This is a genomic window from Paenarthrobacter sp. 10L420 (assembly GCF_056395385.1).
This window is the reverse complement of the sequence record NZ_JBFTJK010000001.1, coordinates 234,733-261,442: the sequence shown is the minus strand read 5'-3', so window position 1 is coordinate 261,442 and position 26,710 is coordinate 234,733. Positions and strand designations below refer to the sequence as shown.

Sequence of the window (26,710 nt, the reverse complement as noted above, 5' to 3'; positions counted from 1 at the left end):
GACACGGGACGAATAAAATGAAGCCATGGTGACTTTCGTTCCGTGGTTCAAAGGGTGAAGAGCGCTGGCGGTCGTTTGCTCGCCGGGCTCGCGCTCGAACGGTCCGGGAACCAGCCCCTGCACCGGCAGTTGTATTCGCAGCTGCGCACGCAAATCCTGGCCGGATCGCTGCCGAACGGGACGCGTTTACCCTCAACCCGCACGCTCGTTTCCGAGCTGGGTGTATCTCGGATCACTGTAGTTACCGCTTTCGAGCAGCTCACCGCCGAAGGCTTTCTGCGCTCCCGGGCAGGAGATGGCACCTATGTCGACACGCTGTGGAGCGACAACACTCCGCCGCAGCCCACATCCCGCCCGCCGTTGTCCGAACGCGGCGCCGCCACGTCCTCCCGCGGCACGGACCTTTTCAGTGAGGCACCACGTGCATGGTCCCCGGACGCGACCGAATCATTCCTGCCGAGCCAGATCGCGTCCTCGGCTTTTCCTGCATCAACCTGGAAGCGCCTGCTGGGCCGTCACGCCGGCCGCACCGATCAATCCTTCATCGGGTACAGCGATCCCAACGGCTACCGTCCGCTTCGGGAAGCAATCGCCGATTACGTCAACGACACCAAAGGCCTGGACTGCACCGCAGACCAGATCGTGATCACCTCGGGCGCACAACAAGCATTCAACATCCTGGCTGTCCTCCTGCTGGATGCAGATGACCCAGTCATCGTCGAGGACCCAGGACACATCGCCGGCAGACTCGCCTTCCAGTCCCAAGGCTGCCTCATCCAAGGAGTCCCCGTCGACGACGAAGGGGCAGTCCTCCCGGATGATCGAGGGGACGCGCCTGCGGCCCGCCTGGCCCTCCTGACTCCGGCTCGCCAACACCCACTCGGCACCGCCATGAGCCCAGCGCGGCGCTCAGACTGGATCACCTGGGCCCAACAAAACGACAGCTGGATCGTCGAAGACGACTGCGACAGCGAGCTGCGGTACCGCGGGAAACTCCTGCCCACACTTTTCGGCCTGGACCTGAGCAGGCACGTGATCACCGTCGGCTCATTCAGCAAAGTCCTCGCCCCCTCCATCCGCCTCGGATATTGCGTCCTGCCCGAGGATCTGGTCCAACCCTTTGCGTCCGTGTCCTCGGTCATCGGTCGCGCACCCGCCGTGTTACTCCAGGCCGCTCTCGCGGACTTCCTGACAGAAGGACACATGCACGCCCACCTGCGCCGCACCCGTCGGCTGTACTCAGCGCGCCAGGATGCCCTGCTCAACGCGATTCAACACCAGCTCAGCCACAGAATCGTACCCGCCCAGGTCGACGCCGGCCTGCACGTCATGGGCTGGCTCCAGGAACAACTGGACGACATCGACGTGGCGAGGGGGCTCGCCGCCAGCGGCGTATACACCTACCCCCTGAGCGAGTACCGGCTCACCCACCAGCTTCCTCCGGCACTGCTGATCGGATTTGCCGGAACCGCCGAAGAGCACATGCCCGCCGCCGTCGGCAGGATGGCCACAGCCTGGGACCGATGGGCCGACAGCAAACACCCCTGAATGGACTTAAGCGCCAAGCGCTTAATGGCTATTTTGTGATGTCCATTACCGGCGTACAACTAATGAGTGGCAGCAGCCACCACCTTTGATACGCCTCCCAGGAGCCCACCGATGCCCCCAGCAGATGCCCGATTCCGGGCCCTCCTCAGTCCGCGCCTGAACAACGCGGAAATCGAATCCCTTCCCCGCCTGACCGATGAGCTGGCCCGCACCCTGATCCAACGGATCGACGCGGCGCCCCTGTTCGCCCATGCATACGCTCTCCTGGGCAACCTCACCTACGGCGCGTACGGGCCCCATGACGTGCTCGACTTCGCACACCGCCACGGCCTCGCCGGCGTCTGCATCCATCTCCTCGACGGGGAGGACCGAAGCCTGAGCAGGATGAACGAGGACCAGCTGCGCGGATTCGCCGAGCGGGCACGCCACCTGGGCCTGAGCATCCACCTCGAGATCAGCACAACACTTCGCGCGGACGTGGACGAGGCGGTCCGCATCGCGGAACTCCTCGGCGTCCGGCACATCCGCGTCTACTCACGTTTCGCCGGCACCCTCACGCAGGTCATGAACCTCATCGAGCAGGACCTGCAGCGGCTGGCAGCCACCGCTGATGAGCACGACCTGCACTTCTCGTTCGAACAGCACGAAGAGCTGCGCTCAAGCGAGATCGCCGAGCTCTTGAACCGCCTCGCCCATCCACGGCTCCACGCCATGTTCGATTTCGGAAACATGATCAATGCCTGCGAACGTCCCATGGACGCCCTCTCCACCCTCGCCCCGCACATCCTGCAGGCACACCTGAAAGGCGTACAAGTCCTCCCCGAAGGGGACGGCTTCGGCCACCGCGGCGTACTGCAGGGAAGCCCCGACGACGACCTCCCCGGCGCGCGGATGCTCTTCGAACTCCTGATGCTTGGCGAAACCGAGCCCCAGGTCATCGCCCTGGCCCTTGAACAGGAAAACCTCTACTACGCCCCCGCCTTCCGCCACGCCAATGAGGGCACGAACCCATACATCCCCTACCGCGACCTGAGCACGACGGGCATCCCCTCAGGCTGGACCCAGGAAGAGCTTTTGGCCGCAGAACCCGGCTGGGCCGACCACCAGGTCAACTACGTGAAAGACCTCCTCAAGTCCCTGCGCGACATCGCCGTCGCACAGCTCCACACCACAAACTCCCTGGCAGGTGCACAATGACCACGATGACCAAAACCGCCACGAAATCCGCGAAAGCCCTCAACGCGAGCAAATGGATCCGCTTCGCGCTTCTCGTCATGGCTGGCGGCACGATCTACAAGCTCGCAAACCTTAAAGACGCCTTCTACGTTCCCATGCAGGAGGCCATGAGCCTCAGCCATACAGAGATCGGCACACTGCTAAGCGTCAACTCGATCGTAGCCACAGCACTCTTCGTCGTCGGCGGCTTCCTCGCCGACCGGATCTCCACGCGAATCCTCATCCCCGCCGGCCTGATCGGCACCGGCGCGCTGGGCCTGTTCCTGAGCACCTTCCCGGGCTTCAACACCTTGCTGCTGGTCTTCGCCCTGCTCGCCATATGCTCAGACTGCCTGGTCTGGCCCGCCCTGCTAAAGAGCATCCGCCAGCTCGGCGGGTCCAAAGAACAGGGACGGCTATTCGGCCTCCTCGAAGGCGGCCGCGGCGTCGTCGATACCGCCGTGGCATTCTCGGCACTGGGAGTCTTCGTCCTGATGGGTTCCGGTTCCGGTGGATTCCGTGCGGCCATCGCCTTCTACGCCATCATCGACATCGCCGTCGGCGTCCTGCTGTTCCTGCTGCTGCGCAACAAAACAATCCAACAAACCAACGACCAACCCGCACCGGCCAAGCAGAAGGCAGGACTGGCCGAAATTTGGCGGGCAGCGAAGCAGCCGCAGCTGTGGTGGGTGAGCTTCACCGTGTTCATGGTCTACGTGGTTTACTGCGGTCTCACCTACTTCATCCCCTACCTGACCTACGTCTACGGACTGCCCGTCGCGCTCGTCGGCGCCTACGGCATCATCAACCAGTACGGACTGAAAATCCTCGGCGGTCCCATCGGCGGACTGCTCGCTGACAAAGTCTTCAAAAGTGCAAGCCGGTACATCCGGCTCGCGTTCCTGTGCCTCATCCCGGTCCTGGCCGTGCTGCTGCTACTCCCCGCCGACCCAGGCACCCAGATCCCGGCCATGATCGTCACCCTTCTGTTCTCGCTCATCGTCTTCACCATGCGCGGTGTGTTCTGGGCACCCATGGACGAAGTCGGAATCCCCGAGGAAACCAGCGGCACCGCCTTCGGGATCGCCTGCCTTGTCGGCTATGCGCCCGGGATGTTCGCATTCATGGTCTACGGCTCAATCCTCGACGCCAACCCGGGCGCCAGCGGATACCACATCGTGTTCATCGTGCTCGCGGCCCTCGCGCTCGTGGGAACACTCGTAGCCAGCGGGCTCACCCGCGCCGCCCAAACCCGAAAGGCCGCAATCAACATCTAACCTGGCCGCCGGAGCCAACCGGCCCCCGTCCTCGCCATGGCTAAGGCCCGTACCGAAGAGGTACGGGCCTTAGCGGCAACAACACCAGTTTGTGGGCGTGGGCTGGTTCTGAAGTTAGGACCTATTTGGCGATCCGACCCACAATCCCGCGGGCCACCAACCTGTCTACTCCGGGAAGATGCGTTGCCCTGATGATCCATCGACGCAGGAGGCGTTGTGTCCGGTTTTTGGGCAGGAATGATGTCGCTGCGCGCCTCCCGGCTGCCTGGGCCTCGCGAACGACGGGTCGCCAGCGTCGCTCGAATTCGCTGAGGGCCGCACTGATTCCCTCGGGTGAAGTCACGGGTCCGAGGACGTCGCCCAGGAGCGCAGCCCCCGCGATCGCGAGTGAGCCACCCTGACCGGCGAGGAGCGACACTGCGCCGCACGCGTCCCCAAGAAGAACTGTCCGTCCTTTTTGCCAGCCCGGCATGATGATCTGCGCCACGACATCGTCGTACGGATGTTCAGGGCACAGTTGCAGCACACGGTCGACCGCGTCGCTGAGTCCTGCGAATTCTTGGCGCAGCCGATCCCGCGCACTCCCGGATCCCACGAAGCCCGCCGGGTCTGCGGTATCACGGTAGACCATCAATGTCGCCACTTCGTCCGAGCGCAGATTGTAGAGCCCGGCCATCCTGTCTATGGTGTCGCTAAGGACGAACCGGTTCCGGAAGCGGTTATTCAGGAAAGGCTCGGTCACGATGAACGCGGCGGCACGCATGCCGAGAGGGCGCAGGTACTCTTCTTCGGGCCCGAACACCTGGGCACGCACGCTGGAATGGATCCCGTCCGCGCCGATGAGGACGTCGGCACTGACTGCGCCGCCCGGGGAAGCATCCATTGCGACCCGCACGCCACCGCCATCGCTCCACACTTGGGTAACCGGCGCCCCGTAGCGGATCCGGACCAAGCCGCCGTCGACGTCGTCGAGGGCAGCGAGTGCCACCCGCTCCATGTCAGGGCGCAGCAGGCTCAAGACTTTCCCGCCGGCAAGTCTGGCGAACCGGTCGTAGTCGAGGCTGGATGTGGGGCGACCTGTTGCATCGACGTACTCGGCGGCCTCGACGTGGTAGGCCACGTCTGCGAGCCTCGGGTAGAGGCCGATCCGCTCTGCCGCTTCTACCCCTGGGCCAAAGAAGTCCATCATGTACCCATCGCGGCGCGGAGCCGAGGATTTCTCGAGGAGTTCAACGTCCCAGCCAGCCAAACCGAGCTGGCGGGCAGCGACGAGCCCCGCAATGCCCGCCCCGACAACCACGGCTTTCATGTTTACCTCGAATGATCAGCTCAGCCGGGCCAAAGGTCACCCAGCAGGAGCTCCAATGTCCCTGATCGCTTATTCTTGGCCGTTCCCCCGGTCGCTGTCCAGAGCGAAAGATTCGGATTGGTCTCCAGCTGTGCTCTGCGGGCGAGGCGTGTGACGGTCTCGCAAAGGTGGCTCCTGGTAATCGCTGATAAAATGGCGGGCGCACCGTCGTCGCGCGGTGTTATGAACTGGGTTTCATTCGCATCCTGCGCAGGGCGGCTACCGCGAACACCCCGGCGAGCGGCAAGGCGACGACGACGGCGCTCAGCCACGCGCCTGTGCCCTGCCAGCCTTGGACGGCGGCGTTGAGGGCTTGGACGCCGGTCGCCGCGGCGGCGAGCAGGAAGGCCGCGGCTGCGAGCGCCGGCGCGAGGCCTGCCGGGAGTACGGCTTCGCGGGGCAGGAGTCGCCATACGAGCAGGAGGACAAGGCCCAGCACCCCGAGGACTACGCGGTATTCGACGACCTCGCCCCAGTGATGCTCGGCGGCGGCCTGGGCGCAGTCGAGCCCGGGGTAAGGCGCCTGCAGGACCGCACATCTGGCGGCCGTGTAGGCGACACCGGGCAGGTCGCCGGCTACGAAGCCCGCACCCCAGATCCGGCCGAACAGCTCCGATATGGCGCCGCTGACCCCGACGGCGATTGCGCCAATGGCCGCGAGGCCAACCACGGGGCGCAGGAACGCGCGCAGGGGCAGCCGGGCGACGTCGTGAAGTGACGGGCGCAGGACTGGCGTCACAGTGTCGACTGGGCCGAAGCGGTGGACAGCTTCGCGCTCGGCGTCCTCCGGGCTCATGCCCTGCCCGCGGAGCCGGGCGGCGCATTCGCGCAAATGCGCCTCTGTCTCGGCGAGGAGCCGGCGCCCGGCGGCGGGATCACCGTCCCGCGCGGCGATGAAGAGCTCGTCAAGGTAAGCGTCGATGGGCCCCCCTTCAGTCCCGGCGCCGTTCTCCGCGCTCACGACGCCGCTCCAAGAACACCGCGGACTGCCGCGGAGAAGCCTTTCCATTCCTCCACCATGCGGGCTAGTTCGGCGTGCCCGGCCTCGGTGAGCGCATAGACGCGCCGGCGGCCGCCGGGGTCATCTGCCCAACGGCTCGCGACGCACCTCGCCGCCTCGAGCTTGTGCAGTGCGGGATAGACCGAACCCTCCTGGAGCTCGATCCGCGCGCCGCTGCGCTCATGAATGCGTGCGATCAGCGCGTAGCCGTGTGCCTCGCCCGCACCGAGCGAGCTGAGCAGAAGAAGGTCAAGCTGTCCGTTCACTGAACTACGTCCCATACCTAGGCAGTCTAGGTATGGGACGTAGTGCTGGCAAGAGCACCCGCATTCCTATCGAAGTCAGCATCGCGTTCTATCAGTTTTGGGTGTTTCAAGATTTTCCAAGATTCTCGTTACAGTTTGTTGGCTGCCGGACATTAACAGGGCATGAGGAACGAGCATCAACAATTCCTTCGGCCAAACGATTTACTACACCACCGTCGACGGTGACTCTTTCGACAGCCTCGGCTACAAATTCCGGTGCACCACCGACCAGTTGCTCCGGTGGAACACAACCCTTACGACAGATCGGCCCATCCCCGCAGGGACCAGGGTAAGACTCATGCCCGGCGAAGTCGCAATCGAGGGCGCCCATGGCACATTCACCACCGACGCCGAAGGCGTCCCCCTGACCTACACCACCGCTCCAGGGGATACTGAGCGGCAGATCGCTTTCCGCTTCGGCGTGCCTGAAATCGCGGATCTGGAATCGGCGAACCGCCCGCTCACCGGCACCGACCGTGTCTGGTACGCCTTCTCAGACCTGCCCTCCGGAGAGTTGGCCCCAGGCCAGACAATCAGCCTCAACCTGACCAAGCCCATCCACAAATGACCCCGCAAGCTACGCCGGCGAAGCCTTCTCAATAGCAGAAGGGGGGCAAGTTGAGCGTCGAACAACCAGGTTTGCCGGGCAGACGATTTGCTGGTCGGTTAACTCCCCTTTGATCAGGCTTAGCGAGAGACGGCCGGCAAGTACGCCTTGCTCAAACGGTGTTTGATGGACGGTTGTGAGGTCCATCGTTTCTGCCATCGGGTGGTCGTCGATCCCGATGATTGACATATCCTGGGGGACGCGAAGGCCAGATCGCCGCAGGCTTTGAAGAGCGCCGTAGGCAACTTCGTCAGAAAAGGCAAATACTGCGGTGGGCAGGCGAGACAGGGTCAGAATTTTGTCCATGCCCTGGGAGCCGCCATCAAGGCCCCATGGAACGGAAACCACGAGTTCCTCATGAGCGTCAAAACCTGCCGCGGCGAGTGCACTCCGGTATCCTCGCTCGCGGCCAACATCGGCGGAGTATTGTCTGCCTTCCGGGTCAACACTGCTGATCATCGCGATCCGCCGATGTCCCAGCCCCAGCAGATGATTGACGGCGTGTCGCGCCGCCAACTCCTCATCGATCCCGACCGAAGGACGCCCAGGCGTAATGCTTCCCGCCACAATGGCGTGAACCCCCATGGCGTCAAGACGCTCCCACTCCTCCTCTGTGATGGGGAAAGCAATATTGATGATGGCATCTACTTTTCGACGCGCGGGGAGTTCCTCGAAAAACCGGCGCCTGTCTTCGGAGCTATCGAGAGGGTAGAGGAGCACATCGATACCGGCGGCCGTTAGTTCTGCAGCTACGCCGGCGATGACAGCCGAATAGAACCACTCGTTGATCATGGGAGTGATAAGCCCAACGCGTCCGGTTCGCCCGCCGGCGAGTTTCGAGGCTTCGGGTGAGACGACGTAGCCAAGTTGTTCGGACAATTGCTGGATCTTGAGGCGGGTGCGTTCGGACACGCCTTTGCCCCCTGCCAGGGCGCGCGAGACTGCGCTCACCGAAACGCCCGCCTCCCGGGCTACGTCCACCATGTTCACTGAATGTCGATCCCCATTGGCCATTCTTCAATAGTACTGGATTGAACGCATACGTTTGCGTAAATTTTGCTCAAAAACGAAGCATGTTCACTTGAACGCGAAGGCCAGCAACTCCTGGTCCCAGAAATTAACGCTTGACCGTGCAGATCTGAGCACCTATCTTTAACTCAAACGTTTGCGTAAGAGACTCAAGTCACAGCTGACGAGTCGCGTCGACGAATCGCTTCGACCAATCCCGCCCGTCGAAAACCGGCAATGATGCCCGGAAAGCAGAACAGGAAGCACCCTCTCTTGAGCACCAAAACCCCAACCATGCATGCCGACGTCGAGGACGTGTCGAGTGCAGACTGGTGGCGGCAAGCCGCCGTGTACCAGATCTATCCGCGGAGCTTCTCTGATTCCAACGGTGACGGCCTGGGCGACGTCAAAGGCATTACGGCCAAGGTCCCGTATTTGAAGTCACTCGGGATTGACGCCGTTTGGTTGAGCCCCTTCTACCCGTCGGCTCTCGCAGACGGCGGCTACGACGTGGACGATTACCGCGACGTGGACCCCAGGCTGGGCAGCCTGGCGGACTTCGATGAGATGACCGTTGCGCTCCACGCCGCGGGCATCAAGCTGATCGTGGACATCGTGCCCAACCACTCCTCTGACCGGCATGAGTGGTTCAAGGAGGCCCTCGCAGGATCCAGGGGCTCCGCCGCCCGGAACCGCTACATCTTCCGTGAAGGCAAGGGCGCGGAGGGCGAGTTGCCGCCGTCGGACTGGGAATCCCTTTTCGGCGGCCCGGCCTGGGAGCGCATTACCGAACCGGATGGCACTGCCGGGCAGTGGTACATGCATCTGTTCGCCAAGGAGCAGCCGGACTTCAACTGGGACAACCCGGACGTGCGCGAGGACTTCCTCAAGACCTTGCGCTTCTGGGCCGATCGCGGTGTTGACGGTTTCCGCATCGATGTGGCGCATGCCCTGGCCAAGGATCTGACCGAACCGCTGCCGGCAAAGGCTCAACTGGCGGCCGAGAACGAGACCGTGGACGGTAAGCACCCGTTCTGGGACCGGGACGAAGTCCACCAGATCTATGCAGAATGGCGGGCCGTGTTCAACGAGTACACCCCGCCGCGCACCGCCGTCGCCGAAGCCTGGGTGCATGCTGACCGACGCAGCCGTTATGCCAGCCCCGAGGGTCTGGGACAGGCATTCAATTTCGATCTTCTGCAGGCAGCCTTCGACGCCGGACAGTTCAGGGAGATCATCACCCGCAACCTGACCGAATCCGAGATCACCGGCGCGCCCTCCACCTGGGTGTTTTCCAACCACGACGTCGTCCGGCATGCCACCCGCTATGGGCTGCCCAAGGGCCCCGGGCGCAACGGACCCGCCCAGGCGTGGCTGATGTCCGGCGGCAACGAACCTGCCCTGGACCGTGAACTGGGCCTGCGACGGGCCAGGGCCGCATCCCTGCTGATGCTTGCCCTGCCAGGATCCGCGTACCTGTACCAGGGCGAGGAACTGGGCCTGCATGAAGTCGTCGAAATATCCGACGCCGACCGTCAGGATCCGACTTTCTTCCGCAACCCGGGCGTCGACGTCGGCCGTGACGGCTGCCGCGTCCCGCTGCCTTGGACTACCGAAGGCATCGCATTCGGATTCGGTAAAGCCACGGCGCATCTGCCGCAGCCGGAATGGTTCAGCGCCTACGCCGTGGCAACCCAGCAGGACAACCCCGGATCCACGCTTGCCCTTTACCGTGAGGCCTTGCGGCTCCGGGGCAGCCTTCAGACCGAGGAACAGCTCAAATGGATCAACCACCGAAATGATGCGGTGCTGCACTTCATCCGACCCAACGGCTGGCAGTCCATAACGAACTTCGGCGTTGAGCCGGTCGACTTGCCGGCGGGCACCGTCGTCGTCAGCAGCGGTCCCCTTGTGGATCGAAAGCTTCCCGCGGACACCACCGCGTGGATCATCTGAACCCGTTCACACCCCTCGACCCACCGGCGTCCCTGCCGGGGTTCACTTACGAAGGAGTAATCATGAAAGTAAAGCTGTCCGCCACGGCGGCACTAATAATGGCAGGCGCCCTGGCGCTCTCCGCCTGCGGCGGAAACGCCAACGGCGGGACCACAGCCGGTGGCGGCGACGCCGCAAACAGTTTGGACGGCCGCGGGCCTATCACTTACGTCCAGGGCAAGGACAACAACAACGTCGTCCGCCCCCTGATCGAGAAGTGGAACGCCGCACACCCGAACGAGAAGGTCACGTTCAAGGAGCAGACGGATCAGGCCGACCAGCAGCACGACGACCTGGTCCAGCACTTCCAGGCCAAAGATGCCGGGTATGACGTCATGACCGTCGACCTCGTCTGGACCGCGGAATTCGCCGCCAAGGGGTGGCTGCAGCCGCTCAAGGACAAGATGGCGATCGACACCGCCGGAATGCTCCCTTCCACGGTCAACGGGGCTTCCTATAAGGGAACGCTGTACGCAGCACCGGAATCTTCCGACGGCGGCATCCTGTACTACCGCAAGGACCTCGTCCCCACGCCGCCCAAGACCTGGGACGAAATGATGAGTATGTGCTCCATCGCCAAGGCCAACAACATCGGCTGCTACGCCGGTCAGTTCAGCAAGTACGAGGGCCTGACCGTCAACGCGTCTGAGGCCATCAACTCCGCGGGCGGTTCTGTGCTGGACAAAGATGGCAAGCCCAGCCTGAACACCCCCGAGGCCAAGGCCGGACTTGAGAACCTCGCCAAGGCCTACGCAGATGGCAACATCCCCACGGAAGCCATCACCTTCCAGGAGGAACAGGGACGCCAGGCCTTCCAAGACGGCAAGCTTCTCTTCCACCGCAACTGGCCCTACCTCTACAACCTGGCCACCACCGAAGGCTCCTCCAAGGTCGCGGACAAGCTCGGCATGACGGCACTACCGGGCAAAGACGGTCCCGGTGCATCCTCGCTTGGCGGCCACAATGTCGGAGTAAGCGTCTACTCCAAGAACAAGGCCACCGCAGCTGACTTCCTGAAGTTCATCACCTCGGAGGAATCCCAGAGGTTCTTCGCCACTCAAGGCTCCCTCGCCCCCGTACTCACCAAGCTGTACGAGGACAAGGAACTTGTGGCAAAACTGCCGTACCTGCCGGTCCTGAAGACTTCCATCGAGAACGCCGTTCCCCGCCCAGTCACCCCCTTCTACCCTGCCGTGACCAAGGCCATCCAGGAGAACGCCTACGCAGCCATCAAGGGCGAGAAGCCCGTGGACACTGCGCTGTCAGACATGCAGAAGTCCATCGAATCCGCCTCCGCGGGATCGTAGTTCTGCCATGACAACCCAATTAGGTCCGACGCCGGTCAAGTCACCGGCGTCGGGCGGTACCCCCAGCCATCGCGGCTCCAAGAGCGTAGGTGAGGACAACAAGATCCTCAGTCAAGGCAAGTGGGCTTCCTGGCTCCTGGCCCCCACCGTCATCGCCTTGGGCATCGTCATCGTTTACCCGATCATCAGCGCCATTGTCTTGTCCCTCCAGAAGGACGCCGGACTCGATCCCGCCACTGGACTCTTCGCCGCGGGCGGCCCGGCAGGCCTCCTGAACTACGTCAACTGGATCGCCCAGCAGTGTTCAGCCCCGGGCGGCGGGACCGTGGCCTGTCCGGCGGGAACCCTCGGCGGCCAGTTCTGGTCAGCCACTGCAACAACCTTCTTCTTCACCGTTGTCACCGTGGCCCTGGAAACCGTAATGGGCTTCTGGATGGCCATGATCATGGCCCGCACCTTCAAGGGCCGGAGCTTGGTCCGCGCCGCCGTGCTCGTGCCGTGGGCCATTCCCACGGCCGTCACGGCCAAGCTGTGGTTCTTCATCTTCGCCTTCGAAGGCATCGCCAACAAGCTGTTCAACACCACCATCCTGTGGACCGGTAGTGAATGGCCGGCAAAATGGGCGATTATCATCGCCGACGTGTGGAAGACGACGCCGTTCATGGCGCTGCTGATCCTCGCCGGCCTGCAAATGATCCCGGCCGAGGTTTACGAGGCTGCCAAGGTGGACGGTGCCACTGCCTGGCAGCGGTTCCGGATGATCACACTCCCGCTGGTGAAGCCGGCGCTTATGGTGGCCATCCTGTTCCGCACGCTGGACGCACTGCGTATGTTCGACCTCCCGTACATCCTGACCGGCGGCGCGAACAACACCACCACACTGTCCATCCTGGTGATCAACCAGATCAGGCAAGGGTTCAACTCGGCGGCAGCGCTATCGACCATCACGTTCATCATCATCTTCATCGTCGCGTTCATCTTCGTCCGCTTCCTGGGCGCGAATGTCGTCGAACAAAGCGGCGCGACCCGGAAGGGGAAGAAATGAGCACCCTGACAGCCACAACTGCCCTGAGAGCAGAACAGGACAGGGGCCGCAAGATGGCCCAGAACCGTGAGAAGTGGGCCCAGGGGCGCACCTACATCAGCGCCGCAGTCATCCTTATCTGGTGTCTGGCGCCCGCGTACTGGATGGTGGTCACGGCCTTCCGCGATGTCGGCTTCACCTACGACACCTCGATCCTTCCCACCCACGTCACCTTGGATAACTTCAACACCGCCTTCGATACCTCCTTCGGCAACCGGTTCGGTCAGGCACTGCTGAACAGTGTGTTTATCGGCGTGGTCGTCACGGCTGTCTCGTTGCTGATTGGTGTATTCGCCGCCTACGCACTGGCGCGGCTGAACTTCCGATTCAAGTACCTCGTGCTGGGCTTCATTCTGGGAGCCTCCATGTTCCCGGGCGTTGCCCTTATCACCCCGCTCTTCCAGCTTTTTACCAACATTGGCTGGATGGGCACCTACCAGGCGCTGATCATCCCGAACATCTCGTTCGTGCTGCCGCTCACCGTCTACACCATGACCTCCTTCTTCCGCGAAATGCCTTGGGAGCTGGAGGAATCGGCCCGGGTGGATGGCTGCACGCAGGGCCAGGCGTTCCGCAAAGTGATCATGCCTCTCGCGGCGCCGGCGATCTTCACCACGGCAATCCTGGCGTTCATCTCCTCCTGGAATGAATTCCTGATCGCCAGCCAGCTCTCCAGCGATGCAACCCAGCCGGTCACAGTGGCCATTGCGAACTTCGCCGGAGCGCAGCCGAACCAGATTCCCTACACCGCGATCATGGCTGCCGGAACCATCGTCACGATTCCGCTGGTGATCCTGGTCCTGGTCTTCCAGCGCAAGATCGTGGCCGGCCTCACCGCGGGCGCAGTCAAGTGACAGGTACGGAAGTGCACGCGAATCAGAACGATGGAAGGGTCCGCCGTGAACACCGGCGGATCCGCTCCGGGGAGGACTTCGACATCATCATCGGATTACTCGGGTTCTGGGCCGTCGTCCTGCTGGTCGTCACCGTCTGGATGGAGGTGACCGCCCAGCCGGCCCTCGGCTGGGCCTTGGGCCTGCTCGGCGTGCTCCTGGCCCTCTACGGCATGGTGCGGCTTCGCCGGCGTCTGCCCGCAAGGACTGCCACCCGGCAGAACTAGGAACCTGCACGGCAGAAGGTGTCGGTGTTGAGGACCCGGACTGAGCGGGGCCGCCTCGGAGCGGTGGCAGCATGAGCCGAACACTCACGCCCCTTCCTGCTGCTGGTGCACTGCCGTAAAGTCAGGCCATGAATGCTTCGGCTTCCGATCCGGATCCAGTCCTGGATCCCACCGCCGGGTTCCGCCGCCGCAGCGCCGCGATCGCCTTGCCGGTTGCCTTCGTCTGTCAACTAGTCTGCAATGCGCTCTACGCCGGCGCATCAACCTCGACCGGCCTCAGCGACACCGGCAGCTCCGCCGGTGGCCTCGAGCTGGCCGCTGCGGCTCCCGGCCCGCTGTTGGCAGCCGTCATGTTCGCCCTCGTCGGATCACTGCTGGCAGTGCTCGGGCTTCCCGCTGCGCTGCGACTGCTGCGTCCGGCCCGTCCGCGGCTGTCCTTGTGGGCGGTGGCGCTGATGGTCGCCGGTTACATCAGCTACTTCGGCATTAGCTTCGCCAACCTGGACAGGATCGCCCTGGCCACGAGCGGCGTGGATGCGGCCGCCGCCCTGGATGCATCACCCGCCGGGACGTGGGGCCAGCCGTTCTACCTGCTCTTCGCCATCGGCAATATTATTGGCACGCTACTGCTCGGCCTCGCGGTGATCCTGGCCGGCCGCGCCGTCGGGGTGCCGTGGTGGGCTGGCGCGCTCATCATCTGCTGGACCATCGGCCACGTCACCAACATCGTCGTCGGCAACGAGTGGTTCGCCGTGGCCGGTGGCGCGCTTGAGATCGTCGGGCTCACATTCGTTTCCGCGGCGGTGTGGCGGTCGACGAACGCGGACTGGGTGGCGCGCGGCTGACCCATGGTCTCCCCTCTCATTGATCCAAACTTGCCGGGTCGAATTCGCTTGGACTGAGAGACGATGGAGGAGAAGGAGGAGCCATGTCAGCACTCACGCACACCATAGAAATCGACCGTCCGCCAGATGAGGTTTTTGCGTATGCGAGCGACCCGCTGCGCTTCCCGGAGTGGCAGGCTGACGTCATGGAGGTGCACTTCGAGGGCGCGGGCAGCCGCGAGGTCGGGTCGCGGTTCACCACCACCCGCCGGATCGGCCCCAACGAGCGCACGATGACCCAGGAGATCACGGAGGTTCAGCCGCCGCATCGATTCTCCGCACACGGCGTCGAGGGCCCGATCCGCCCTCACGCGAGCATCGACGTCGAACCGCTCGACGACGGCGCGAGGTCGCGTGTGACGTTCGAGCTCGATTTCGAAGGGCACGGCTTCGGCAAGGCGCTCGTGCCCGCCGTACGTCAGCTCGCCTCGCGGGGTGCCCCAGCGAGCCACCGGCGGCTTAAGGAGCGGCTCGAGGGCCCCGGATAGCAGCCTTGAGGGAGCGGATACCTTCTTGCCGAAGGATTCTGATCGTCATAACAATGACAAGACCGTGGAGAAGGGACCACGCAACTTTGGGTGGGTCAGCTAATGGACCGGGGAAGAAGACCAAGGTCATGGCGATGGAAGCCGCGGAGAAAACGATAGCTGCGATCAGCGGCGCGGGGGTCATTGTTTTCAAATCACTCAGATTCCAGATCCCAACAAAGATGCCGGCGAGAGCAACCACGCCGAAGGCTACGCAGATGGCAACGACGGCAGCGATCCATCCGGCGGGTACGAATGTGCCGGCAGTCTGGTAGTCCTGAAATTCCCCGTTCCCCGCTACCGTGTACACGACTGTAATCCCCGCAGTTAAGAACCCTGATATCAGGTCGAAGAATCCCAGACAATAGCGCCTGAACCTTGTAGCACCGTCAGGAATAAGTGCGGGCGCTCCGCTTGTTGGCACCGTCACAACGTCGTACTGACCTGCAGAATCTGACTGATCGGTCTGCGGCTGTTCTTGTCCCATTGGCGCGCCCTCTCGCATGCAACGGGGACGTCCCCCACGTTGCCATCACGAAGTGTATCCCGGCCCCACTGACATTGCCGCGGGAAGGGCGTTATCTACGAGGACGGCTGCAATGGCGGCGGCGGTGGCGAAGGTGTCGGTGTTGAGGACCCGGCTGCGGGCTGAGGCGCCGTCCAGGAGCAGCGCCAGCTGCTCACCCAACTGCTCGGGGTTGTTGGCGCCGGCGTCGCGGGCGGTATCGATGAGCCGGGCGGCAAAGTCTTTCTTGTAGTTGCGGGCGTACTCGCGTGCCGGGTGACCGGGGTCGGGGATTTCGACGGCCGCCGCGATGAACGGGCACAGGGGCGCATGGATGTCGAAGATGGCGAGGAGCCGTTCGCGGGGTGTGAGGTCGGTGCGGTCGAAGACCTCGGGCAAGATATCGGGATCGAACTGGCGGAGGCACTCGGCAATCAGCTCGTCCTTGCCGGGGAAGTGCTGGTAAAGCGTTCGCTTGGACACCTCAGCCACCGAGCAGAGCTGGTCCATCCCCGTGCAGTTGATGCCTTGATCGCGGAACAGCTGTTGCGATGCGCTGAGGATGCGCTCCCGCGCACCTCTACCGCGGCGCATTCCCCTCGGCCCCTTCTCCAACTCCGTCATACCTCCAGCTTAGCCCAAAAACGGTACTGATCGGTGTACTTAACTTGCGCTCCATCCAATGACGTGGATACGTTAAGCACTCAGATCGGTGTACTTAGCATCGGCGCGGCAATGAATGGAGCACTCATGGGAAAGCTTGATGGCAAGATCGCTGTGATCACCGGCGGATCCACCGGCATGGCACTGGCAGGCGCAAAACTCTTCGTCGAGGAAGGAGCACACGTCTTCATCCAGGCCCGACGGCAAGAAGCGTTGGATGACGCCGTCAAACTGATCGGCCGCAACGTCACCGCCGTCCAGGGTGACGCGGCCGACTTGGACGACCTGGACCGCTTGTACGACACCGTCAAGCGGGAAAAGGGTTCGATCGATGTGCTGTGGGCAAGCGCGGGGATGGGCGAACCGGCCGCCCTCGGCGAGATAACCGAAGAACAATTCCACCGCGCTTTCTCGCTCAACGCCCGCGGCACGCTGTTCACGGTGCAGAAGGCGCTGCCGCTGATCAACGACAACGGCTCGATCTTCATGACCGGATCCAACGCCTCCCTCGGCGCCTTCCCCGGATGGAGCCTCTACGCGGGAAGCAAAGCTGTTCAGCAAGCCTGGGCCCGCGTCTGGCTCAACGAACTGCGCGACCGGAAGATCCGCGTCAACGTCCTGACCCCCGGGCAAGTGGCCACGGCCAAACAGGCAGAACTTTTCGACGACGCAACCAAGGCAGCATTCGAAGCCCTCATTCCCCGCGGAACGATGGGCCGTCCCGAAGAAATCGCCTCAGTTGCCCTGTTCCTCGCCTCCGACGACTCCAGCTACGTCAATGGCCTGGAACTGGTGGCAGACGGCGGCACCACCTCACTCTGAAACACACCTAGAGACCAAGAAAAGAGCACAACTCATGAGCAGCATCACCATTATTGGCACCGGAAACATGGCCCGCACCATCGGCACGCTCGCGGTGGCGGGCGGCAATACGGTCGAGGTCATGGGACGTGATCAGTCCAAGGCAGATCGCCTGGCCAAGGTTCTGGGCGGGGGTTCGACGGCGGGTACGTGGGGTGCCGCACCTGCCGGGGACATCGTCATCACCGCCCTGTTGTACGACGGCGTCGTTCCGGTGGTCGCCGAGTTCGGAGACGCCCTCGCGGACAAGGTCATCGTGGACATCAGCAATCCCTTCAACCCCACGTTCGACGGGCTGGCCCATAAGGACGCGACCTCAATCGCGCAGGAAGTCGCCAAAATTGCCCCTGTTGGCTCCAGCGTGGTGAAGGCATTCAACACGATCTTCCGCAATGTCCTGGAGAAGGGTCAGCCCGACGTCTTCATCGCCGGTGACAATGGGCAGGCAAAGGAGGACGTGGCGGCATTCATCAAGAGCCTCGGGCTGCGCGCTCGGGACGTCGGCGGCCTGAAAATGGCTCACTGGCTCGAAGGAATGGGCCTGGTCACGGTGGGCCTCGCTGGCAACGGGGTGGGCCACTGGGACTTCGCTCTGGGCGCCAACGAATTCACCGGCTGAACCACCTGGGCACAGGGACCTTCACCTAGTCCTGTCGGATTTGCATCATCAGTCCGAAGAGGTCCGGGAGACCGTGCTCTTCACTGATTTGACCGTTTGTGAATCGATAGATGTTCATTGCCTGCGTTTGGATGGGTTTGCCTGTCGCAGGTACGCCGAGGAAGTCTCCTCGGTGTGTGCCACGAAGGATGAATCGTGCGGCAACCGTGTTTCCTTCAATGATGGTTTCCTCCAGTGACCACTGAACGTCGGGAAACGCCTGTCGCATTATCCCGATGATTTCGAGGTAGCCGCTTGGACCCTGCACTGGCTCTGGCAGAAAGGGCACATGGAACGTTGCCGACGGTGAGATGATCTCATCACCAATCTTTTCGTCGGCTGAATTGATGAATTCAACGAATCGGTCCATGCGTCCGCGGAGCTCTTCAGTCATTTTGCTGCTTCCTTCACGTCTCTATTGGGTACGGCATATACCGCTGGTTAGCGGCTATTGATTGATGAACCCGGGTCCCGCAAGCGTGTCAGCTCGCTCGCTCGGCAGCCGCCGTCGACCGATTGGCATTTCGCAGCCGGCCCAGCAGTTCCACGAGATCATGCGTGTCCTGCTCGGTAAGCACGGGATTCAGCCGCAGATCCAGCTCGGCTTCAACAGTCTTCCTGGCCCGTTCCAGCAGCATGCGGCCGTCCGCCGTTAGCTCGATGAGGGAGGATCTGCGATCGTCCGGATTATTTCTCCGACGGCAATGTCCGGCCTTTTCAATCCGGTCAATGAGCTTGCTCGTGCCCCCGACGGTAATCGCAAGAGCCGAGGCCACATCGAAAACCCGGCACGCACCCAGGCGATCGACGACGGCCATTGGTTCAAATCTGCTCATAGGGAGGCCATGCTCTTTGCGCAATCTGCTATCGAGCGCGTCCCACAGCTCGGTTTCCAATCGGGTCAGTTCGCTGAAGAGAGGATATAGAGACCCAGTTTCGATGCCCTTGATCATGAAGAGACTCTAACACTTTGCTTCCATGGAATATAGTTCTACGGAAACAAAGAAGTGGAGTTACAAGCGGCTGCTGGGCAGAGACTACAGCTTTGCCCAGCCTCCGCAGCCTTCGGTGATGAACCTCTGGCCCCGGACCAGTTTCACCAGGGGGAATCCACTCGTCACAGCTCCCTCGGAGCTGTCAATGCTGTCTGGGCGCGTGATCTGCCAGGAGCAGGCCCGTGTGACTTCTTTTGTGGTTCGGTACGTGCCCGGCGCGATATCCTTCCCAACGATCCACGTCCCGTCTTGGATGATCCCGTCTTGGAGGGTGCTCGGACCTTGCGGAGCAGCTCCTGGAGCAGCGGCAACGGCCGAATCACGAACGGCTTCAGTCCCGGCAGCAACCACGCCGAGGAAAAGCGAGGCCGCTCCCGCGACCGCAACCACTATCGCCGCCTGTTTGCTTGGTAGCGCAACCCAAGAGGGCCTCTTGAAAATGAGCGAATAGAGACCAGTAAGCAACGCTGCCAGGCCGATGAAGATCAGGATCGATTCGCCATTCCCCGTAACAGCATTGGCCAGGGCAAGTACGGCAAGCAATGCCCCGACGATCCAAAAGGATGGACCTAAGCGCTTCCTGGAACCGCTGGACCAATTTTCCGGCGCAGGATTCTGCGGAAAGGGTGGGGGTCCGAAGCCAGGATGTTGGAATGGCTGCTGCTGGTAATACGGCTGGTACTGAAAAGGTGATTGCTGGAACGGCCCCTGCTGGAAAGGTGGCTGCTGGTACTGGTGTGGCGCCGGAGCAACAGCGGGTGCTGCAAAGGGCTGCGACGATCCATACGGAGGCGAGCCCGGCGGCGCGAAGGACTGCGGCTGTTGCAGCGGCATCGCCGGCACGTTCAACTGGCCGTAAGACGCACCATCCGTGTCATTCGTCATCAAATCCCCCACTGAAAATAACCCCCAAGGCACGTTCGTTAGCAGCTGGCCCAACTACGCATCAGACTACGACACGGAGTCCGCCTATCACGGGCTTGCCAGGACATTTTCCTGGCAAGCCTGAACGCCAATGCCCTATCGGCCGAAAGGGCGCGCTGCCTAAACTGAGGGAGCACGAAGCAACCACGGTTTGCGGGGTTGAGCGTGCTTAAGAACGGAGAGCGCCATGCTCAAGATGCTCATGTGCAAACTGAACTTGAGCCACGCCTGGCACGTGGAATCAGCAGAGGATGGCAGCGGCCGTTACAGGCGATGCGCGCGGTGCGGTAAGTACGACCGTGACTGGGACGGCAGCGGCTTTATGCACTGAACCGGCCTATGCCTTCACGTTCTCCTTGGATGCCGTTGCCGGAAGCGACAAAGTAAAAGTGCTGCCCCTTCCGGGTGTACTGGTGCACGTGATGCTGCCGCCGTGCCGTTCCACGATGGACTTTGTAATGGAAAGTCCAAGGCCCACGCCTGGGATGGCGGCCTGCCGGGCAGCACCTGTCCGGAAGAAGCGCGTGAAAATCTTGGACGTCTCCTCTGTGGTCATACCCATGCCGGTATCTTGAACCTCCAGCTGGATCCACCCGTCGTTCCGGGCGGCCCTCACGGTGACTCGTCCACCACCCGGGGAGTACTTGATGGCATTGGAAACGAGGTTATCCAGGGCCTGCCCCAACCTCAATGGATCAGCATCTGCCCACAGCGGCGAAGGTACATCGGCCACAAGCCCCACATTGGCAAAATCGGCCTGCGCGTGGGCTGAAACCAAGCTGTTTTCAACCAGGCCCGCGACGTCGGTACGCCGCAGGTGGATGCTCTCCACTGCCGCGGCTGACATGAGCAGATCGTCCACCAGAACGCGGAGCCGCTCCGCATTGCGCTCGGCGACTTCCAACCGGGTCCTCGCTCTATCCGAGAGCTCTTCATCGCCCCGGAGCACCAAGTCCAAGTTGCCAAGGATCGAGGTCAGCGGGGACCCGAATTCGTGCGAGACGTTGGCAACCAGTTCATCCTTGGCTGCGAGGGCCTGGACGACGTCGGTCACGTCGCGGAACACGATGACGGCTCCGCCAAAACCTTCGTCGACGCCGTATTTCATGCTGCGTGCGGCGGTCGAAATTGCCCGCTGTTCGGTTCCCGTACCGAACCACACCAGGTAATCCGAATACGTTTCCCCCTGGGCGGCCCGTTGAGTGGGGCTTTTTTCGGGCGGAAGCGGTGTCAGCCGATCCTGGCCAAAGATCAGGAGCTCGTCCCGTGTGGGAGCTGCTCCAGACCGGGATGGAGTCGCCACGCGATGGAATTCTTTTTGTTGGTTGTTGGTCAAAAGCGTCTCGCCCTTGGAATCGACGGCGACAATTCCGACGTCGATTGTGTCCAGGATCGTCCCAAGCAGCATTTCGCGATCCCTGCTCGCCGCGAGCAATTGCCGCAAAGCTTGGTCACGCTGCCTGACACGCTGTTGCTGGATCCTGGCATTCGAGCCGGAGAGCCGAATGGTGACTGCAACGGCAAACATCACCAGGGGCAAGACGATAACCGAGAACATGTCGGACGATGGGGGTTTTGGCAAGTGCGAAATGAACGGCGGGAGGGCAATGATGAGGGGACCAAGAAAGCTGATGATAAGGCTGGACCTGGTTCGCAGGCCTGACGCGGATAACCAGATCACAGGAAAAAGTGCAAGAACGACGAGGCCTGGCAGCGAGCCATAGGCACCATTTCGCGTGAATGCGAGGGCAACCAGATCCAGGACGGGGATGGCCAGGCTTGCGCCCGGCGCCAGACGCTCCCACGGCACTAGGAAGCAACTCAAGAAAAGCATCCCGTGCATGAAGATTCCGGTGACAAACTGCCCGTTCTGTATGAGATTTGGCCAAAGGGCAGGGGCAGAGACGAACAATCCTCCGACTACCAGGGTCAAAGGCAATTCGCAGACGGCTACCCGGGCCCTGGGCGTCAGTTTTCTAAAGATGCGGGCGGCTGTGCGGAGTAAAGGCTGCTCAGTCAAGGCAGAGTCCTTCGTTGGGGGGACACGGACCAAATATCGTTTCGCGCCGATTCCGGGAAGAGCTCGGGGCGGAGCGTAAAACCGGAACGTTGGGACGACGCATATTGCACATATTAGGTGCTATAAAACTTGAATGCTTGTATCGTACGTATTGGGTGACGCTTCCCGCTTTGCGCTGGGCTTGCGGGGATGTGCGCCGACTCGAGGGAATCAATGAACGAGCCTGGGGTTGCTGTAGTCATTGAGGATGATGAAGACGTCCGAAACTTGGTGGGCGCCATCCTAAAAGAGGCGGGTTTTGTGGTCCACTCCGCCGCCACCGGACGTGAAGGCGTCGAAGTTGTCCGACATCATCAAGCCGTGGCGGTCACATTGGATGTCGGACTTCCTGACATGGATGGTCACGAGGTTTTACGGCGAATCCGACAATTCAGTGATGCCTACGTCGTCATGCTCACTGCACGCAAAGACGAACCGGACACCCTGACCGCTTTTCTGACGGGCGCGGACGACTACGTGAAAAAGCCGTTCCTGCCCCGCGAGCTAAGGGCAAGAGTCACAGCGATGATGCGGCGGCCGCGCGTGGGCGTTGGATTGTCTTTGCCTGAGGATGCCGGCGACACTGGCTTGGCCCGTTCGAATGGACGCAATGATGCGGTCATTGAACACAATGGATTGTCGTTGAATTACAAATCCCGGACAGTTGCCCTGGATGGTTCTCCCCTGACTTTGACCAGAAGCGAATTCGATCTGCTGCTGGAGTTGCTTCGCAACCCGGAGGAAGTGCGGACAAGGGCTGACCTGGTCCGTGCTGCCCGTGGTGATTATTACGACGACGACGCTTATATCAGCGAGGCCGACGAACGGGCCGTTGAAACCCACATTGGAAATCTTCGCCGAAAACTGCGCGAAGATTCACAATCTCCGCGGTTTCTGCAGACGATCCGGGGAGTCGGCTATCGACTGGCACCGAAAAGACCGGATTAGGAAATGGGGTCCGGTTCCGGACTTTCATTCCTTAGTACGTAGCTTTTCCTTAGCTCCTTGACCGTGCGCTGACCACACTCGGCAATCTCATCAAGGAGAGGCTGGGCATTGCGTAATTCACCGTTCAGAATGTGTTCCTCAAGCAGGGCTGCAAGAACCGAAAGGCGAACGCCGCCCACCATGGCAGAAGAGGTTCTGAGGCTCAAGATCGTGTCCAGTGCCGCGGCTTCGTCGCCATGTTCGACGGCGGTGGCGAGGCTTTCGTACCGTACTCGCCAGAGCCGGGCAAAGTCGCTTGCAAACTTGCGAGCTATGCCAGGATCGCCCACCTGATCTTCCAAGAGCTGGAATTCCGCAAGGTCCAATATCGGCCGCCGATCGGCGTCGGGCTTCCACGTGGAACCCTCCGCTGGGCCGATATGGTCGGAGTCCCCACGCTCGTCGACCTCACTGAAATCTGAACTGAACATAACCCGATGCTACTTCCTGAACTCAGATTTAAACCGATCTTGCGCTAATCTTGAGCAAATCCTCAGCCCCTCCTGATTTCTTGAGTTACTTTTAATATGCAAATTAACTGCGCTGCTTCATCCACCACTGAGCGTTGTTATAGTGTTGATGACCGCTGGTCCCAGAATGGCAATAAACAGGACCGGAAAGATGAAGAATAGCAGGGGAAAGAGAATTGTTACCGGAAGCTTCATCGCTTTCTCCTCGGCGCGTTGCCGGCGCTTAACCCTCATAACCTTCGCCTGAACTTTTAACACGCGACTAATGGCAATCCCGTACGTGTCGGCCTGGATAACCGCCTGCACGAAGCTTCGGAGTTCAGGAATGTTGGTCCGTTGGGCCAACGCGAGATAGGACTCGCGGCGGCTCCGCCCAACCTGCATGTCCTGGAGTGTCCTCACGATTTCTTCCGCCAGCGGTCCCTTGCCGTTTTCTCCCGCGCGGGCCATGGCGCCTTCGAAGCCGAGGCCAGCCTCAACCGAAATGAGCATCTGGTCCATCGTGTTGGCCAGTTCCAACTGTATTTTCTTCTGCCGTTCCTGACCTTTGCTATAAAGCATCAGGTCGGGAATGAAATATCCCAGCAGGACCACAAAGATCCCCACAAGCTTGATGAGTCCGCTCTGGCTGGTGGTAGTGATAAAGAAACCGAAAATCGCGCCGAGAAGGCCAAGCGCGGGCTTGGCTGCGAGGACACGTCCAAGCGGAAGCGAGGTCGGACGGCCGGCCAGCGCCAGCAGCCTATCCAGCTTCTGGACGTAGCTACCAGGGGTCAGCCTGTATCCGAGGCGCTCCAAGCCCCCGCTCCTGTTCTGCTGCTCCACTTCAATAGCGATTTGACCCCTGGAGAGCAGCTCGCGGACTGCCCGCGGGGTCCTCCGGTCAGTTGAAAGGAGGGACCACGCGAAATAGGCGCTCGGCAACGGAACCAGCAACAAGGATAAAAGCAGGAAAGGGTGCAAGGTTCACCTCAAAATTTCAAATCGATGATCTTGCGCATCCACAGACCACCGATGGTCATCAAGATGACGGAAGCCACGATCATCACCCAACCGAGCGGATTGGTAAACATTACGTTCATATAGCCGGGGTTGACGATCATGAGCATGATGACGATTCCCACCGGAAGAGCCATCAGGATGTACGCGGAAAACTTTCCCTCTGCAGCCAGGGACTTGATGTGTCCTTTGATTTCACTGCGTTCGCGAATGGTGTCGTTCACCTGGTCCAGCACGTCTGCGAGGTTCCCACCCACCTCGCGGTTGATCTGGATCGCTTGGGCTATCCATACGAAATCCTCGCTTCGCATTCTCTCCGCCGTATCGTTCAGGGAAGCTTGCAAGTCCCGTCCCAGGCTTGTCTCCGTGATGACCCTGCGCATTTCTTCGGATGTGGGGCTGACTGATTCCGCAGCCGCGGCGTCGATGGCGCGGAGGATGCTGTGGCCAGCCCTTAGTCCACCAGAAAGCAGCTGTAGTGTGTCACCCAATTGATCCTCGAATTTGTCACGTCTTTTGCCCGCGCGGAACTTCAGGACCAGCCGGGCCACGAAGGGTGCCAGGACACTGAGGAGAATCGCGACCAGAATGCCGCCGACAACCAACCCGATCAAAGCTCCTACCACCGCGCCTGCAATCACCAAAACGACGAAGTCCGCCTGGCTCATTCGCACACCCGCGTCGTCGAGCTGTTCCCGGTTGAAAAGCCGAACGTTGCGCCGCGTCAATACACCATGAATCATGTCCGTGGCGGACCCGGTAAATCGCGTCAGATGGGAACCGGGAAGCACCTGGTAGGGCCTCCTCCGGTCCAGCGGAACCTCGGGGGTCTTAGGCAGAATGACGGCTACTCCGAACAGCACGATGGCTGACAGCATGAGGGCCAGCCCAAAGAAAAGAATCATGGCGCGCTCACGTCCTCGGCGTCGACGTCAGTGGAGCCGCAAAAAGCTCGGGCGAAACATGAATGCCCAAGTCCATGAAACGGTCGATGAACCGGGGACGGATGCCCGTAGATACCGGTCGGCCCAGAAACCTACCGTGAGCATCAACGCCGGCCGAATAGTCGAAAACAAACGCGTCCTGGAGTGTGACGATATCGCCCTCCATGCCTTGAACCTCAGTCACATGGGTAATCCGGCGGGTTCCATCGCGGAGACGCGAAATTTGGATGATGAGATTCACGGCGGACGCGAGCTGCTCGCGGATTGCCCGCAGTGGCAAGTCCATTCCAGCCATAAGAACCAGCGTTTCAAGCCTGGCCACGGCGTCTCGTGGAGAATTCGAGTGCACCGTTGAGAGTGAGCCGTCGTGCCCTGTGTTCATGGCCTGCAGCATGTCCAGCGACTCTCCCCCACGCACCTCGCCCACCACGATCCTGTCAGGCCGCATGCGGAGGGAGTTTCGGAGCAGCTCCCGGATCGTGACTTCGCCCTTGCCCTCCGTGTTTGGTGGCCGGCTCTCAAGCCTGACCACGTGCTGCTGCTGGATCTGCAGCTCCACGGCGTCCTCAATGGTCACTATGCGGTTGTCCTCAGGGATGAAAGAAGACAGGACATTCAACAAGGTGGTTTTGCCGGTTCCGGTACCGCCGGAAACAATAATGTTCAGTTTCGCTTTGACACAGGCATTCAGAAGTTCGGCGATTTCCGGGGTCAGCGTGCCAAAGTCGATCAAATTCCTGATGGTCAAAGGCACTTTGCTGAATTTTCGGATGGTCAGGGACGAGCCGCCAACAGCAAGCGGCGGAATCACGGCATTGACGCGTGAGCCGTCCTCCAACCGGGCGTCAACCAGCGGGGATGACTCATCGATCCGGCGTCCCACCTTGGAGACGATGCGTTCGATAACTCTTCTCAGATGATCTTCGGAGCTAAATCCCGAATCAGTGAGGATCAGTTTGCCGCGCCGTTCGACGTAAATCTGGTCCATCCTGTTGACCATGATCTCCGTGACTTCGGGGTCATCCAGCAGGCGTTGCAGTGGCCCGTAGCCCAGGACATCATCAGCCACGTCCGCCACAAGCCGACTGCGCTCTTCAGGAGAGAGCGGCACCTGTTCAGCGTCAATGATTCTGGTCAGCTCTTCCCGGGCAGCAGTCCGCAGCTCCTGCTCACTCAAGGCCGAGTCGTTGAACCTCGCACCGAGGCGCTCAAACAATGCCGTTGCAGCCCGTCGCTTGAGGGCAGCGAATGCGTCCACCGGCTGCTGGGCCTTTGGCATCGGAGCGTCCGGATGATCAGCCAATTTCACCGAGAGGTGAGGCTTCGACGCAACCGTGGCCTTCGTTTGAAGGTTTGGTTTGGCCTGCTGTGCGGCCTGCGCAAAGGTGGGGTTCGTCGTCGGGAGTGGCTTTGGTCCTTG

Annotated in this window: 28 protein-coding genes; 14 read left to right on the top strand and 14 right to left on the bottom strand. The window is 61.5% G+C overall.

Annotation, left to right across the window (positions count from 1 at the left end):
• The first annotated feature begins 54 nt into the window (after positions 1-54).
• The 3 genes from pdxR (at position 55) to AC1DD5_RS01225 (ending at position 4,040) form a co-directional block, all read left to right on the top strand.
• On the top strand, positions 55-1,548 hold the full coding sequence (gene pdxR, locus AC1DD5_RS01235; RefSeq protein WP_442016586.1) for a MocR-like pyridoxine biosynthesis transcription factor PdxR: 1,494 nt from the start codon (positions 55-57) through the stop codon (positions 1,546-1,548).
• 111 nt (positions 1,549-1,659) lie between these two features.
• Complete coding sequence (locus AC1DD5_RS01230) at positions 1,660-2,745, top strand: sugar phosphate isomerase/epimerase family protein (RefSeq protein WP_442016587.1); 1,086 nt, start codon at positions 1,660-1,662, stop codon at positions 2,743-2,745.
• A 5-nt stretch (positions 2,746-2,750) separates the two neighbouring features.
• Complete coding sequence (locus tag AC1DD5_RS01225; protein ID WP_477520414.1) at positions 2,751-4,040, top strand: MFS transporter; 1,290 nt, start codon at positions 2,751-2,753, stop codon at positions 4,038-4,040.
• Positions 4,041-4,161: 121 nt separating this feature from the next.
• On the opposite strand, the gene AC1DD5_RS01220 is transcribed toward AC1DD5_RS01225, so the two are convergent.
• From AC1DD5_RS01220 to AC1DD5_RS01210, 3 genes are all read right to left on the bottom strand, one after another.
• A complete protein-coding gene (locus AC1DD5_RS01220; protein ID WP_442016589.1) occupies positions 4,162-5,349 on the bottom strand; it encodes an FAD-dependent monooxygenase in 1,188 nt (395 codons plus the stop codon).
• A 220-nt stretch (positions 5,350-5,569) separates the two neighbouring features.
• On the bottom strand, positions 5,570-6,349 hold the full coding sequence (locus AC1DD5_RS01215) for a permease prefix domain 1-containing protein (RefSeq protein WP_442016590.1): 780 nt from the start codon (positions 6,347-6,349) through the stop codon (positions 5,570-5,572).
• Positions 6,346-6,669 (bottom strand): PadR family transcriptional regulator, encoded by a 324-nt coding sequence (locus tag AC1DD5_RS01210; RefSeq protein WP_442016591.1) that lies wholly within the window; start codon positions 6,667-6,669, stop codon positions 6,346-6,348. The genes AC1DD5_RS01215 and AC1DD5_RS01210 overlap by 4 nt, the downstream gene beginning before the upstream one ends.
• A gap of 322 nt (positions 6,670-6,991) precedes the next feature.
• On the opposite strand from AC1DD5_RS01210, the gene AC1DD5_RS01205 reads away from it, so the two are divergent.
• Positions 6,992-7,261, top strand: a complete 270-nt coding sequence (locus tag AC1DD5_RS01205) for a hypothetical protein (RefSeq protein ID WP_442016592.1) — start codon at positions 6,992-6,994, stop codon at positions 7,259-7,261.
• Positions 7,262-7,270: 9 nt separating this feature from the next.
• Here the strand turns inward: AC1DD5_RS01205 and AC1DD5_RS01200 are convergent, their stop codons facing one another.
• A complete protein-coding gene (locus AC1DD5_RS01200; RefSeq protein WP_477520413.1) occupies positions 7,271-8,314 on the bottom strand; it encodes a LacI family DNA-binding transcriptional regulator in 1,044 nt (347 codons plus the stop codon).
• Between the two features lie 288 nt (positions 8,315-8,602).
• On the opposite strand from AC1DD5_RS01200, the gene AC1DD5_RS01195 reads away from it, so the two are divergent.
• The 7 genes from AC1DD5_RS01195 to AC1DD5_RS01165 all read left to right on the top strand — a co-directional run bounded on the left by AC1DD5_RS01195 (position 8,603) and on the right by AC1DD5_RS01165 (position 15,186).
• On the top strand, positions 8,603-10,264 hold the full coding sequence (locus AC1DD5_RS01195) for a glycoside hydrolase family 13 protein (protein WP_477520733.1): 1,662 nt from the start codon (positions 8,603-8,605) through the stop codon (positions 10,262-10,264).
• Positions 10,265-10,326: 62 nt separating this feature from the next.
• The gene (locus tag AC1DD5_RS01190; protein WP_442016594.1) at positions 10,327-11,610 is read left to right on the top strand and encodes an ABC transporter substrate-binding protein; all 1,284 of its coding nucleotides are present in this window, start codon (positions 10,327-10,329) and stop codon (positions 11,608-11,610) included.
• 7 nt (positions 11,611-11,617) lie between these two features.
• Positions 11,618-12,655 (top strand): carbohydrate ABC transporter permease, encoded by a 1,038-nt coding sequence (locus tag AC1DD5_RS01185; protein ID WP_477520412.1) that lies wholly within the window; start codon positions 11,618-11,620, stop codon positions 12,653-12,655.
• Entirely contained in the window at positions 12,652-13,548 is an 897-nt protein-coding gene (locus tag AC1DD5_RS01180; protein WP_442004637.1) for a carbohydrate ABC transporter permease, read from the top strand. The genes AC1DD5_RS01185 and AC1DD5_RS01180 overlap by 4 nt, the downstream gene beginning before the upstream one ends.
• Positions 13,549-13,559: 11 nt before the next feature.
• Positions 13,560-13,814: a hypothetical protein gene (locus AC1DD5_RS01175; protein ID WP_477520411.1), complete on the top strand. Its 255-nt coding sequence runs from the start codon at positions 13,560-13,562 to the stop codon at positions 13,812-13,814.
• A 128-nt stretch (positions 13,815-13,942) separates the two neighbouring features.
• The gene (locus AC1DD5_RS01170; RefSeq protein ID WP_477520410.1) at positions 13,943-14,659 is read left to right on the top strand and encodes a hypothetical protein; all 717 of its coding nucleotides are present in this window, start codon (positions 13,943-13,945) and stop codon (positions 14,657-14,659) included.
• 83 nt (positions 14,660-14,742) lie between these two features.
• A complete protein-coding gene (locus AC1DD5_RS01165; RefSeq protein WP_442016604.1) occupies positions 14,743-15,186 on the top strand; it encodes an SRPBCC family protein in 444 nt (147 codons plus the stop codon).
• On the opposite strand, the gene AC1DD5_RS01160 is transcribed toward AC1DD5_RS01165, so the two are convergent.
• Positions 15,158-15,535, bottom strand: coding sequence for a hypothetical protein (locus AC1DD5_RS01160; RefSeq protein ID WP_477520409.1), 378 nt, complete (start codon positions 15,533-15,535; stop codon positions 15,158-15,160). The genes AC1DD5_RS01165 and AC1DD5_RS01160 overlap by 29 nt on opposite strands.
• Before the next feature lie 222 nt (positions 15,536-15,757).
• Positions 15,758-16,354, bottom strand: coding sequence for a TetR/AcrR family transcriptional regulator (locus tag AC1DD5_RS01155; protein WP_442016606.1), 597 nt, complete (start codon positions 16,352-16,354; stop codon positions 15,758-15,760).
• Positions 16,355-16,480: 126 nt separating this feature from the next.
• Here AC1DD5_RS01155 and AC1DD5_RS01150 point away from each other — a divergent pair, with 126 nt between their 5' ends.
• Together AC1DD5_RS01150 and AC1DD5_RS01145 are read left to right on the top strand one after the other, a co-directional pair.
• Positions 16,481-17,215 carry an SDR family NAD(P)-dependent oxidoreductase gene (locus AC1DD5_RS01150; RefSeq protein ID WP_442016607.1) on the top strand — a complete coding sequence of 245 codons (735 nt, stop codon included), beginning with the start codon at positions 16,481-16,483 and terminating at the stop codon, positions 17,213-17,215.
• Positions 17,216-17,249: 34 nt separating this feature from the next.
• Entirely contained in the window at positions 17,250-17,873 is a 624-nt protein-coding gene (locus AC1DD5_RS01145) for an NADPH-dependent F420 reductase (protein WP_442016608.1), read from the top strand.
• Between the two features lie 25 nt (positions 17,874-17,898).
• On the opposite strand, the gene AC1DD5_RS01140 is transcribed toward AC1DD5_RS01145, so the two are convergent.
• The 4 genes from AC1DD5_RS01140 to AC1DD5_RS01125 form a co-directional block, all read right to left on the bottom strand.
• Positions 17,899-18,306: an ester cyclase gene (locus AC1DD5_RS01140; RefSeq protein WP_442016609.1), complete on the bottom strand. Its 408-nt coding sequence runs from the start codon at positions 18,304-18,306 to the stop codon at positions 17,899-17,901.
• Positions 18,307-18,394: 88 nt separating this feature from the next.
• Positions 18,395-18,865 (bottom strand): MarR family winged helix-turn-helix transcriptional regulator, encoded by a 471-nt coding sequence (locus AC1DD5_RS01135; protein WP_442016610.1) that lies wholly within the window; start codon positions 18,863-18,865, stop codon positions 18,395-18,397.
• A gap of 84 nt (positions 18,866-18,949) precedes the next feature.
• Positions 18,950-19,792 carry a hypothetical protein gene (locus tag AC1DD5_RS01130; protein ID WP_442016611.1) on the bottom strand — a complete coding sequence of 281 codons (843 nt, stop codon included), beginning with the start codon at positions 19,790-19,792 and terminating at the stop codon, positions 18,950-18,952.
• A gap of 376 nt (positions 19,793-20,168) precedes the next feature.
• Positions 20,169-21,851: a sensor histidine kinase gene (locus tag AC1DD5_RS01125; protein WP_442016612.1), complete on the bottom strand. Its 1,683-nt coding sequence runs from the start codon at positions 21,849-21,851 to the stop codon at positions 20,169-20,171.
• Positions 21,852-22,064: 213 nt separating this feature from the next.
• On the opposite strand from AC1DD5_RS01125, the gene AC1DD5_RS01120 reads away from it, so the two are divergent.
• On the top strand, positions 22,065-22,838 hold the full coding sequence (locus tag AC1DD5_RS01120; protein ID WP_442016613.1) for a response regulator transcription factor: 774 nt from the start codon (positions 22,065-22,067) through the stop codon (positions 22,836-22,838).
• On the opposite strand, the gene AC1DD5_RS01115 is transcribed toward AC1DD5_RS01120, so the two are convergent.
• The 4 genes from AC1DD5_RS01115 to AC1DD5_RS01100 form a co-directional block, all read right to left on the bottom strand.
• The gene (locus AC1DD5_RS01115) at positions 22,835-23,308 is read right to left on the bottom strand and encodes an Hpt domain-containing protein (RefSeq protein ID WP_442016614.1); all 474 of its coding nucleotides are present in this window, start codon (positions 23,306-23,308) and stop codon (positions 22,835-22,837) included. The two genes, AC1DD5_RS01120 and AC1DD5_RS01115, sit on opposite strands and share 4 nt — an antisense overlap.
• A gap of 117 nt (positions 23,309-23,425) precedes the next feature.
• Positions 23,426-24,310, bottom strand: a complete 885-nt coding sequence (locus AC1DD5_RS01110; protein ID WP_442016615.1) for a type II secretion system F family protein — start codon at positions 24,308-24,310, stop codon at positions 23,426-23,428.
• Positions 24,311-24,318: 8 nt separating this feature from the next.
• The gene (locus AC1DD5_RS01105) at positions 24,319-25,251 is read right to left on the bottom strand and encodes a type II secretion system F family protein (protein ID WP_442016616.1); all 933 of its coding nucleotides are present in this window, start codon (positions 25,249-25,251) and stop codon (positions 24,319-24,321) included.
• A 7-nt stretch (positions 25,252-25,258) separates the two neighbouring features.
• On the bottom strand, positions 25,259-26,569 hold the full coding sequence (locus AC1DD5_RS01100) for a TadA family conjugal transfer-associated ATPase (protein ID WP_442016664.1): 1,311 nt from the start codon (positions 26,567-26,569) through the stop codon (positions 25,259-25,261).
• Positions 26,570-26,710 lie beyond the last annotated feature (141 nt).